Annotated in this window: 8 protein-coding genes; 2 read left to right on the plus strand and 6 right to left on the minus strand. The window is 71.1% G+C overall.

All coding sequences use genetic code 11. The features are described from left to right. The first annotated feature begins 7 nt into the window (after positions 1–7). Positions 8–1,957, plus strand: a complete 1,950-nt coding sequence (locus V2S85_RS05930) for a MacB family efflux pump subunit (RefSeq protein WP_330701944.1) — start codon at positions 8–10, stop codon at positions 1,955–1,957. 2 nt (positions 1,958–1,959) lie between these two features. Next, entirely contained in the window at positions 1,960–3,339 is a 1,380-nt protein-coding gene (locus tag V2S85_RS05935) for an efflux transporter outer membrane subunit (RefSeq protein WP_330701945.1), read from the plus strand. Between the two features lie 7 nt (positions 3,340–3,346). Here V2S85_RS05935 and V2S85_RS05940 read toward each other — a convergent pair whose 3' ends face one another. From V2S85_RS05940 to V2S85_RS05965, 6 genes are all read right to left on the minus strand, one after another. Next, a complete protein-coding gene (locus V2S85_RS05940; protein ID WP_330701946.1) occupies positions 3,347–4,915 on the minus strand; it encodes a HAMP domain-containing sensor histidine kinase in 1,569 nt (522 codons plus the stop codon). Then, a complete protein-coding gene (locus V2S85_RS05945; RefSeq protein ID WP_330701947.1) occupies positions 4,912–5,637 on the minus strand; it encodes a response regulator transcription factor in 726 nt (241 codons plus the stop codon). The genes V2S85_RS05940 and V2S85_RS05945 overlap by 4 nt, the downstream gene beginning before the upstream one ends. Continuing rightward, positions 5,634–7,205, minus strand: coding sequence for a DUF4173 domain-containing protein (locus V2S85_RS05950; RefSeq protein WP_330701948.1), 1,572 nt, complete (start codon positions 7,203–7,205; stop codon positions 5,634–5,636). The genes V2S85_RS05945 and V2S85_RS05950 overlap by 4 nt, the downstream gene beginning before the upstream one ends. Positions 7,206–7,338: 133 nt before the next feature. Then, positions 7,339–8,823: a tetratricopeptide repeat protein gene (locus V2S85_RS05955; RefSeq protein WP_330701949.1), complete on the minus strand. Its 1,485-nt coding sequence runs from the start codon at positions 8,821–8,823 to the stop codon at positions 7,339–7,341. Between the two features lie 89 nt (positions 8,824–8,912). Beyond that, positions 8,913–9,998, minus strand: a complete 1,086-nt coding sequence (locus V2S85_RS05960; protein ID WP_330701950.1) for a helix-turn-helix transcriptional regulator — start codon at positions 9,996–9,998, stop codon at positions 8,913–8,915. Between the two features lie 152 nt (positions 9,999–10,150). Further along, positions 10,151–11,758, minus strand: coding sequence for a phospholipase D family protein (locus tag V2S85_RS05965; protein WP_330701951.1), 1,608 nt, complete (start codon positions 11,756–11,758; stop codon positions 10,151–10,153). Positions 11,759–11,828 lie beyond the last annotated feature (70 nt).

Below are 11,828 nucleotides of genomic sequence, written 5' to 3' on the forward strand. Positions count from 1 at the left end.
GCAGACGATGACCCCCACCCCGCTCCTCTCGCTCTCGCACGTCCGGCGCGAATATCCGTCCGGCGACGGCGTGTTCGCCGCGCTCAAGGACATCGACCTGACGATCCACGCCGGCGAGATGGTGGCGATCGTCGGCCAGTCCGGCTCGGGCAAGTCCACGCTGATGAACATCCTGGGCTGCCTCGACCGGCCGACCTCGGGATCGTACCGGGTGGACGGCCGCGACACCGCCAATCTCGAACCGGACGAACTGGCGGCGCTGCGCCGCGAGCATTTCGGCTTCATCTTCCAGCGCTACCACCTGCTGACGGACCTCACCGCGCTCGGCAACGTCGAGGTGCCCGCCGTCTACGCCGGCAAGCCGCGCGGCGAACGGGCGGCGCGGGCGAGCCAGATCCTCTCGCGCCTCGGCCTGGGCGAGCGTACCGGGCACCGTCCCGGCCAGCTCTCGGGCGGCCAGCAGCAGCGCGTCTCGATCGCGCGCGCGCTGATGAACGGGGGCGAGGTGATCTTCGCCGACGAACCCACCGGCGCGCTCGATTCCGCCAGCGGCGTCGAAGTCATGGCGATCCTCGGCGAACTCCACGCCGAGGGCCACACCGTCATCATCGTCACTCACGACATGAAGGTGGCCGAGCACGCCGAGCGCATCATCGAGATCCGCGACGGCGAGATCATCGACGACCGCCGCACCGCGGCGCCGCGCACGGCGCCCACCCTGGCGCCGCCGCCAGCCGGCTCCAGCGGCTTCGGGCAGCTCGCCGACCGGTTCCGCGAAGCCTTCCGCATGGCGGTGCTGGCGATGTCGGCCCACAAGCTGCGCACCTTCCTGACGATGCTGGGCATCATCATCGGCATCGCCTCGGTGGTCTCGGTGGTGGCGCTGGGCAACGGCTCGCAGGCCAAGATCCTCTCCGATATCTCCAGCCTGGGCACCAACACCCTGACGGTCTACCCCGGCAAGAGCTTCGGCGACATGCGATCGGGCAAGATCCAGACGCTGAAGGACAGCGATGCCGAGGCGCTCGGCCAGCTCTCCTACATCGACAGCGTCACGCCCAGCGTCTCCACCAGCGTCACCGCGCGCTACCGCAACGTCGCGGCGACGGCGCAAGTCAGCGGCGTCGGCGCCGACTACTTCCGCGTGCGCGGCCTGACCCTCAACGCGGGCAGCCTGTTCGACGCGCAGGCGGTACGCCAGCTGGCACAGGACGCGGTGATCGACGAGAACACCCAGAAGACCCTGTTCCCCGACGGCGAGGATCCGCTCGGAAAGGTCGTGCTGCTCGGCAAGGTGCCGGTGCGCATCGTCGGCGTCGTCGGCACCCAGCAGCAGGGCTTCGGCGGCAGCGACAGCCTCACCGCCTACGTCCCCTACACCACCGCGATGAGCCGCATGCTGGGGCAGAGCTACGTCTCCAGCATCACCGTACGCATCAGCGACGACGTATCGACCTCGGCATCGGAAGCGGCGGTGACCCAGTTGCTCACCCAGCGCCATGGCACGGTGGACTTCTTCATCAGCAACTCCGACGACATCCGCGCGACGATCACCAGCGCCACCCAGACGATGACCCTGCTGGTCGCCGCGATCGCGGTGATCTCGCTGATCGTCGGCGGCATCGGGGTCATGAACATCATGCTCGTCTCGGTCACCGAGCGCACCGCCGAGATCGGCGTGCGCATGGCGGTGGGCGCGCGCCAGTCGGACATCCTCCAGCAGTTCCTGATCGAGGCGATCCTGGTCTGCCTGATCGGCGGCGTCATCGGCGTCGGCCTGTCGCTGGCGGTGGGCGTGGCCTTCTCGTTCCTCGCCGCCGGCTTCGCGATGGCCTATTCGACCACCTCGATCGTCGCCGCCTTCGTGTGTTCCACCCTCATCGGCGTCGTGTTCGGCTTCCTGCCGGCGCGCCGTGCGGCCCGGCTCGACCCCGTCGACGCCCTTTCGAGAGACTGACCGTGCCCCCCAATCCGCGCCCGCTTTTCCTCGCCGCGCTCTCGCTGCTGCCTCTCACGGCGGGATGCGGCAATGTCGTGCGCTCACACTATGCCGCCCCTGCCGTGCCGGTCGCGGCCAGCTGGGACGCCAGCCCGCTCGGAGATCCGGCAAAGGTCGGCGGGCCCTGGTGGAACGCATTCGCCGACCCCGCGCTCACCGCGCTGGTGGACCGAGTGCTGGCGAGCAATGCCGACCTCGCGGCCGCCGGCCTGCGGCTGAAGCGGGCCCGGCTGTCCTCGGACCTCGCCCGGCAGGGCCTGTTCCCGAGCGGTTCGGCCAGCCTCTCGTCCGATGCGTCGAAGGCGCTGCAGGGCGGCGCGGCATGGAGCAAGAGCAGCAGCGCCTCGCTCGGCGCGTCGTGGGAGGTGGACCTGTTCGGCCGCCTCGACGCACAGGCCGATGCCGCCCGCTGGGAAGCCGAGGCGACCGCGCAGGATCTCGCCGAGACGCGCCTTTCGCTCATCAGCACCACGGTCCAGGCCTGGTGGCAGCTGGGCTATGCCAACGAGCAGATCGCGCTGGGCGAACAGAGCCTCGCCTACGTGCGCCGTGCGCTCGCCCTGGTACAGCGCCAGTATGACGCGGGCGCCGTCTCGCGGCTCGAACTGCGCGACGCGCAGCAGACCGTGGCGGCGCAGGAATCCTCGCAGACGCAGCTGGTCCAGGCACGGGTGGAGGCCCTCAAGACCATCGCCGCACTGCTCGCGCAGCAGGATTACGCCGGCACCGAGCCCGCGGCCCTGCCGCAAGGCGATCTCCCCGCGATCGCCGCGGGCGTGCCGGCCGCGCTGCTGGCCCATCGCCCCGATCTCGCCGCCGCCGAACTGCGCCTGCGCTCGACCCTGGCGACCAGCGATGCCACGGCGGCGGGCTATTACCCGACCTTCAGCCTGACCGGCGCGCTCGGCACCGCCAGCTCGGCGCTGCTCAAGTTCTTCACCAACCCCGCCGCGAGCCTGGGCGGCGCGCTCTCGCTGGCGGAGCTGAACCCGGAGAAGATACGCCTGGGGGTCGGCGTCGCACGGACGGACTACGACATCGCCGTGCAGGACTTTCGCCAGACTTTCTACGATGCGCTGCGCGATACGCAGGTCTCGCTTTCGGCCCGCGACCAGTACGTGCGGCAGGCGCAGTTCGTGACGCGGAACCACGAAGCGGCCGTCGATGCCGAGGCGCTCTACGAACGCCAGTATCGCGCCGGCCTGATCCCACTGCGCGACTGGCTGGACGCGCAGGAACGCGCCCGCACGGCACGCACCGGCCTGATCCAGAACCGCTACAACCAGCTCGTCGCGCAAGTGCAGGTCTACCAGGCGCTCGGCGGGCAGGTACCGGAGTAACGGTCGCTCAGCCCGCCACCGGGCAGCCTATGCGAAAGTGCGCGCCCCGTTCCGAAGGCAGCAGCAGCAGGACGCCGCCGTGCGCCCCCAGCAGCGAACGCGCGATCGCAAGGCCGAGGCCGGTTCCGCCCTGCGCCCGCTTGCTGGTGAAGAACGGGTCGAAGATGCGGTCGCGGTCGCCCTCGGGAACCCCCGGCCCGTCGTCGACGAGGTCGATCAGCGCCTCCCCGCCCTCGACCGAGACGGCGATGCCGAGCCGGGCCGCGCCCGCCTGCCGGGCGTTCTGCGCCAGCGTCGCGAGCACGACTTCCAGCGCCCCGGCCTCCACTGCGACCGGCGGCAGGTCTTCGGGCAGGTCGAGCACCACCGCGAAACCGCTGCCCCCCAGCGCATCGGCGACCGAGGCCAGCACCCCGGCCACCGACGCGCGGGCATCGGCCTCGCCCACCATGACGTCGGCGCGGGCCAGTTCCATCAGCCGCCCGACAAGCTGCGACAGCCGCCGCGAATCCGCCGCGACATTGGCGAGGAAGCGCTCGCGATCGGCTTCGGCCATGTCGGCGCCGTGGTCCTGCAGCAGCTCGACCGCGCCCGAGATGCCCGCCAGCGGCGTCTTGAACTCGTGGCTGACCGCCGAGGCGAACTCGCGCAGATAGCGCGATCGCTTGCCGATGCTTTCGGCCATGCGCTCGAAATCCTCGTGCAGGGCGCGGATCTCGACGACCTGCAGCGTCGGCCGGCGCGCGGCGACATGCCGGCCCGAGGCGAGTTCCCGCGTCGCGCGGCTCAGCGCCTCGATGGGGCGCACGATCGCGCGCGACAGGATCGCCGAGAGCAGCACCAGCATCGCGAAGATCGCCGCCACGCCCAGCGCGATCTTGCCGCGATCCTCGTATATCCCGAGGAACAGCGCGCGCGGCGAGCGTGAGACGAGGATCACGCCGATCACCTTGCCGTCCACCACGATCGGCCGGGCATGATGAAGGCGGATGCCCGCCGCCCGGCTCAGCCATTCGAGCGGATGGGCCGGAGCATAGCCGTCGTTCTCGCGCAGCACCGTCACCGCCCTGCCCGCCAGCGCCGCGCGCACTTCGGGCAGGGCGGCAAGGCTGCGCCCCGCCTCGCGCCCGTTGATGAGGATGCCCTGCCGGTCGAGCATCAGGATCGAGGCGAGCGTGGTCACCTTGGTCTCCTGGAACGCCGGCATCATCCGCCAGGCCAGCGCGATCGTCACCGGATCGACCCGCAGCGGCGTGACGCGGGCCGGCGGGCGCGGCGGCAGGACCGGCGACGAGCGCAAGTCGACTTCGGTGGTGTGCTCGTGATAGCGGTCCGGCACCGGGGGCGAGGGCTGCATCGGCAGGCCGCGCCCGACCACTGCCGCGCTCGCAGCCAGGGCCGCGCCCTGTGCCACCAGTTCGGCTTCGGTCCGGCGCACCAGCGCGTTCTCGTAGACCCGCAAGAAGATCGCGCCCAGCCCCGGCAGCGCCGCCACGAACAGCAGCGTGCCCAGCAGGATCGTGCGCAGCCGCAGTACCGGCCAGTGCCGCGCGACACAGGCCTTGAACGCGGTCATGCCGGCGGCGCCGCGCCCCCGCACGGACCCAGCCGGTAGCCGATCCCCGCGCGCGTCTCCACCACGTCGCCGCCGCCGGCCTCGGCGAACTTGCGCCGCAGGTTGCGGACATGGCTGTCCACCGTGCGGTCGGTCAGCGCGAAGCCGGGGCCGCGGACGTGGTCGATGATCTGATCGCGCGAGAATATGCGCGTGGGGCTAGCCATGAGCGTGCGCAGGATAGTGAACTCGGTGACCGTCAGGCTCACGTCCCGGCCGTTCCACTGCGCGGCCCAGCCCTCGGTGTCGAGCGATAGGCGAGCGTGGCGGATCACCGGCGAGGCTTCCGCCTGCGGCGCGCGCGGCGCGGTGCGGCGCAGGATCGCCATCGTCCGCGCCACCACCTCGCGCGGGGAGAACGGCTTCACCACGTAATCGTCGCCGCCCAGTTCGATGCCCAGCACGCGGTCGATCTCGTCATCGCGCGAGGAGAGGAAGAAGATCGGCACCTCGCTGGTCGCGCGCAGGCGGCGGCAGACCTCCAGCCCATCCATCCGGGGCATGTTGATGTCCAGCACCACCAGGTCGGGAGCGTTGCGCTCCACTTGCGCCAGCGCCTCCTCGCCGTCGGCCGCCTCGATCGTCTCCAGCCCCGCCTTGCCGAAGGCGAAGACGAGGAGGTGGCGGATGTGCGGATCGTCGTCGACGATGAGGATCGTGGCGGGCATGGGGCCTAAGATCATTTCCCGCGTGCTCCTGTCAACGTGGGTTGCTCCGGCGCGGGGTCGGTCAGGGGCCGGGGCGGTATCAGCGCCCCGTCGCAGCCGCGCTCACCCCAGCGCGGCGGCGGACCCAGCCGCTCACGGTCGCCGCGCACCGCCGCCAGCCGCCGCTGCCCCAGCAGCGTCCAGCCGAACCGCTGCCCCTGCTCCAGCCCGGCGATGCGATCGAGCGCGACCGCCCGCACCCGCTCGCGCAGCGCCGGATCGAGCCCCGGACGGCGCTCCAGTTCGACCAGCGCGAGGACGGAGGAATCCCCCAGATCCGAAAGGTAGCACAAGTCGAGCGCCGCCCCGCTGCCCCCCACCTCGCGGGCGTGGCGCACGTTCCAGCGCGCCGCCACCGCGTCGAGATCGACGAAGCAGGCCACCGTCAGCACCAGCGCCGCCGCGACGCCGTTGACGTTGACGAGCCAGGCCCCGCTGCGGCCGCGCAGCAGCCGCCAGCATATCGCCGCCAGCCCGAAGCCGACCAGCGCCATCCACGCCAGCGCGGCGATGCGCAGGCGGGTCAGCGAATAGACCTCCACATAGTCCAGCGTGCGCAGCATCGAGGAGGCGACCAGGAACACGTTCTGCACGATCCACGCCGTCACCAGCCGCCGGATCGTCGGCGAACGCGCGGTGTCCGATCCGGGGCGCAGCGTCACCAGCACGAACGCCGCCGCCAGCAGCGCGGTGGCGATCAGCGGATAGGCGCCGCGATGCGCGTAGCCGGCCAGCGTCATCCCCTCCGGCAGCGGCGCAAGGCCCCACAGATACGCGGCGTCGAGCAGGTTCTGGACCGCGAAGATCGCGTTGAACACCACCAGCGAGAGCGTGACCGAGGCCACCGACACGCCCGGCAGCGCCCCTGCGCCGGCCCTGTCGAGGCCGGGCAGCAGGCGGCGGGCGATGCGCGGCCGCAGCAGGCTCCAGGCCATGACGAACAGCACCGTCCACAGCATCGCGCGCGGGACCAGCATCAGCGAGATGTCCGGCACCAGCGCCGACAAGGCCTGTTCCACCAACGGGTTGGCGGCGGCGAACAGCGTCAGGATCACTGCGCTTCCTCCCAGCGGCAGGGCCAGCAGGGCGATCCCGGCGCGCAGGTTCGTACGGGCGGCGCGGCCCTTGCCCCGCACCCGGCCCAGCCGCACGAGATCGATGAGCGGGCCGAACGGCACGCAGACGGCCTGCCAGACCAGCCGCTGCAGCCAGCGCCAGCCGTCGTCGAAGCGCGCCGTCGCGGGCAGCAGCGTCGCCATGCCCGCGGTGACCCAGAACAGCGTCCACGCCAGCAGGCTGGGATCGCACAAGTAGGCGAAGGCGAACAAGGCGGCTGCCAGCAGCGCGATCCAGGCCCGCCGATCCCGCCGCACCGCCGGGCGCCCGACCAGCATCGCCGCCAGCAAGGCCCATCCGAAGAAGCTGCAGTTCCCGCCCAGCAGGCCGCGCTGGTAGAAGATCCAGTCCCCCAGCGCGACGACGACAACGGCCGGCACCAGCTTGGACCGGAAGGCGGCGCCCGGAGGCAGGGCGGCGAAACGCATGGGCAATCTCCCTCGATGATCGAGGGGACAATGCCGCCCTGCTCAAGCAGATCGTTGCGGGTGGGCCATCAAGACTTCGCGCACGCCCGATGCAGGAGCCGTGCAGGGCGATGCGGCCCCGCGATCAACCTCGTCAGGTCCAGTCGCGCGAGCGTCCCGGCGAGACCCCGGCGCCCGCCCGCGCCATGCGTCCATCGAGCAGCACGGCGATCTGCGCATCGCCCGGCCAGGCCGCGCGGATGTGCCGCAGCAGCGCAGCGTCGCCCCAGGCCTCCTGCGCGCGGTCAGCCGCCTGCAGCAGGGCCAGGACAGTCGCCCGGTCGTGCTGCAGCGAGGCGACCAGCACCGCCCAGGCCCGGTTGCGCGATCCGTCGGCGACGTCGGCCATCGCCTGGTCGAGCATCGCCGCGTGCAGCGCCTCGCCGCCCGCATTCCCGGCACGCACCAGTTCGCCCGCACGCTGCAGCAGGCGCCGGTCGCCGCGAGACCGCGCGAACTGCGCGAAATGTTCGAGGTATCCCGCCTCGTCGCCGTTCACGAGAGCGATCACCGCGAGGCAATCATGCGCGACGGCGAAATCGGGGTTGCGGCGGACCACGCCCTCCAGCGCCGCGACCGCCGTGCCCTCATCCCCCATCGCCCAGCGCGCCCAGGCCAGGTCGGTGCGTATCGCCAGCGAACCCGGTTCGAGCTGCCCGGCGCGTTCAAGATGCACCAGCGCCGCGACATGCTCGCCATGGTCGCTGAGCACGTTGCCGTACCAGAAGTGCGACAGCACGTCGTCCGGCTGCAGCGCCAGCGCGCGCTCGAACTGCAGGCGGGCCTGCGCGAAATCGCCGTCGGCCCAGTAGTCGATGAAGCCCAGCAGCCGATAGCCGGCAGCGAGGCCGGGATCGAGCCGCACCGCCGTCTGCGCCGCCTGCCGGGCCTGCCGGAACGCCTCGCCGTCGCCGCGCCGGCCGAACTCGCGCGAGAGCACAAGCGCTTCGGCCAGCCCCGCGTGGCCCGGCGCGAAGCCCGGTGCCTGCAGGGTCACCCCTTCGAGCAGGCCGATCGCCCGCTCCAGCCCGTCGGTCTCGCGCTCGGCGACGAGGTCGCGCGCGGCCAGCAGGCGTCCGCCGATCGTCGGGTCGGCCGGCCGCACCGTGCGGGGCGCGCTGGCCGCATCGCTGCCGGTTATGGAATAGGCGCTGCTCGCCGCCGCCATCAGCATCACCGCCACGCCGATCATCGCGACGATGAGGAGGATGCCGTCGCGCAGTTCGAACACCCGCACCGGAAAGGCAAGGGTGCTGCCGGGCACGATCGGTTCGGCAGCGGCTTTGCGCGCGGGCTGCACCACGGCGGACGATCCCGCCCAGTGGTCGAGTTCATGGCGCCAGGCATAGACCGTGCCGGTGCGGCCGCCCGGCATGCGGTGGACGGGCAGCCCCCGATCGCGCGCCCAGCGAATCGCGGTGGAGCGCTCCCGGCCGAAATGCGCGGCGATGCGCTTCCAGCCATCGAGCCGCTCCACCGGATCCCCGCCCCCCGGCGAAGACCCACCGCGAAACTCGCCCACTTTTTCCGGAAACGACGGCACGTTCATCATCGAACCCACCACTGCCCTGTCAGGCACCCCCCCGGTGCCCTGCACGCAAGTTTAGTTTACGCCGCCTAACCGCGCATCCATCATCTGTTTACCCGCCGCGTTTTTTGATGCTCGATTCAGGTTTCGTCGCTTGCCGGGGCGATCCGCCCGAAACGATGGACCAGACTGGACAGGCCGGCGAAGCTGCGCGTCCCGGTCTTCTCGTAGATGCGGTGCAGGTGGGTGCGCGCCGTCGCCCGCGCCATGCCCTGACGATCGCCGACGGCGGTGATGTCGCCGGTATCCACCGCGTCGGTCAGCACGCGCAGTTCGGTGGCGGTCAGGCCGTAGAGACTGCCGATCGCCTCGAAGGCGATCGCACGGGGCCGATCGACCCGCGTGACATGGACCGCGAAGGCGGCGCCCGGCCCGTCGGCGAGATCGCCGAACCGCACGGTTTCCAGCCGACGCGCCTCCAGCAGCAGGCACAGGGGCCGGCCATCGGCCCCCGGCGCCATCTCCATGGCCACCGGCTCGCCCTGCCCGATCGCCGCCGCCACCGCGCTGCCCAGGATGCCGTCGCCCAGCGGCTCGCCCAGCCGCAGGCGCAGCAGCGGGACCAGCGAGGGGCTCGCCTCGATCGGGACATGGGCGGCATCGAGCAGGATCACCGAACTGCCCGCACTGCCGGCAAAGGCGCGGTCGGCGGCGGCGTGCTCGGCGGCGCGCACCAGATGGCTCTGGATGTAGATCGCCCGGCGCAAGTGCGGCACCAGATCCGCCAGCCGCGCGCAGTCCTCCGGCGAATAGGCTGCTGCCGGTTCCCGGCGCAACAGCGCCAGGCTGGCGATGATGCCCGGCCGCTTGATGAGATTGACCGCGAGGTTGTCGACGATGCCCTGCGGCGCCAGGTATTCGCGATAGAACACGCTCTCGCGCACTTCGGGCGTCTGCAGCAGCGGCCAGGCCGAACGGCACTCGCCCTCGGGAATGGCATGGAGGTGCGGCAGCAGGATGTCATGCGCGGCATATGTCTCGACATAGCGGCCCAGCCACACCGGATCGTTGCCGAACTGGAACTGGAACCCAACCTGCCGTTCGGGGTCGCTCCAGGCGATGAAGCCCGCCTGCGCCCCCAGTTCGCCGCCGATCCGCTCGATCAGCGCCGGGAACCGCGCGCGGTCGAAGGCGGCATCATAGATTTCCTCGATCGCGAACGGCACGGATACCCCCCTGATGCCTGACCCTGTCGGCGCCTGGCCTCCGGCAAGAGAACCCTGTTCACCCTACCTTGTCGAGCCTCGATCCCGCCATGCCACAATTTGCCACCCTGAATTTCAGAGTGGCGGGAAGAAAGAACGAAGCGGCATCCCGGCTACAGCAGCCAGCCGATCGGCAGGCGCTCGCCGATCCCGACCAGCAGGCTGTCGAACAGCCCCAGCCCCGGCTCGCGGGTCGAGGAGCGCCCCTCGCAGGTCCAGTGCAGGCGCCCGCGCGGATCGAGCGTCACTTCGTAGGCCGCACCGGGGATCAGCGTCTCGAAGGCATCGGCGACCTGTGCGGCCAGCACCGGGCTGTCGATCACGAAGCCCATCTCGGTATTGAGCCGCATCGAACGCGGATCGAAGTTGAACGAGCCGACGAACAGCCGCTCGCGATCGGCGGTGATCGTCTTGGCATGGATCGTCGAGGCGCCCGAGCGCAGCGCCGCGAACGAGCCGCTGCCGGTCGGCCGCAGATTGCTGCCGATGCCCAGCCGGCTGCCCTTGCGCCGCTCCTTCTTCGAGGGCGTGTCGCGCACGGCGGCGGCGGTCTCGAACAAGCGTACGCCCGCGCTCAGCAAGGGCTTGCGCCAGGGTGCATAGCCGGCATGGACCAGCGCCACGTCGGTCGCCGAATAGCCGTTGGTCAGCACCGACACCCTGACCCCGTCCCGCGCGTAGTCGCTCAGTTGCCGCGTGCCCTGCTCGCCCGGCACGAAATAGCCCGAGACGATCGCCAGTTCGCGGGTCGGCCGGCCGATCGCATCGTCGAGCTTGCCCGCCAGCAGGTCGGCGTAGTCCAGCTCGCGCACGACCTTGGCGGGATCGTCGCTTATCATACGCACCGCAGCCCATTCGAGAGCGAGCGTGCCTTGTGCCGCCTCGTGCACGATCGGCAGGCTGGCGAGGCGCTCGACATAGCGCCGCGCCGAAAGGTCGCGCTCCACCACCGAGGCGCGCGAGGTCAGCTTGCGACGCTGCGCCCGGCCCAGGATCGGCAGGATCTGGCGGGCGGGATAAGCGGATTCGCTGGTCCAGTAGCGTTCGAAGTCGGCCTCGACCTCGCGCGCGACGGGGCCCATCGCCATGACGTCGAGGTCGGCGAACAGCGCGCCGTCGCCGGCACCGAAGTATTCGTCGCCCACGTTGCGCCCGCCGACGATGCTGACCGCGCCGTCCACGGTGAAGCTCTTGTTGTGCATCCGCCGGTTGAGCCGCCCGAAATCGACGAGGAAGCCGATCGCCTTGGGATAGCGGATGCGGAACGGGTTGAAGATCCGCACCTCGATGTTCGGATGGTCGTTCAGCGCCGCCAGGATGCGGTCGAGCCCGGCGATGCCGTTGTCGTCCAGCAGCAGCCGCACCCGCACCCCGCGCTGCGCCGCCTCGTGGACGGCCTCCAGCAGCAGCGTGCCGGTGCGGTCGCCGTGCCAGATGTAGTACTGCAGGTCGAGCGTGCGCTCCGCCGCGCGGGCCAGCAGGTAGCGCGCGGCGAAGGCATCGACGCCGTCGGCAAGGAGATGCAGCCCGGACAGCCCCGGATGGTGCGCCGATCGCTCCCTTGCCACGCGCGAGAGCGTCGTCTCTCCCGCCACCGAGGGCGCGGGCGTGCGGCGCGCCTTGCGGCGGGGCAGCCGATTGGCGCGATGCAGGCCGAAACCGGCCCCCGCCAGGACGCCAAGCCCCAGCAGCGCCGCGTGCCATCGCTGCATTCGTGCCATTCGTACTCCTGAACGTCGCGCCCGATCGTTTCAGGCCTTCCGGATCATCCCATATGGGCCGAACCGGGTG

Origin of the sequence: Novosphingobium resinovorum, from assembly GCF_036352595.1 — a bacterium.
Lineage (GTDB): Bacteria > Pseudomonadota > Alphaproteobacteria > Sphingomonadales > Sphingomonadaceae > Novosphingobium > Novosphingobium resinovorum_B.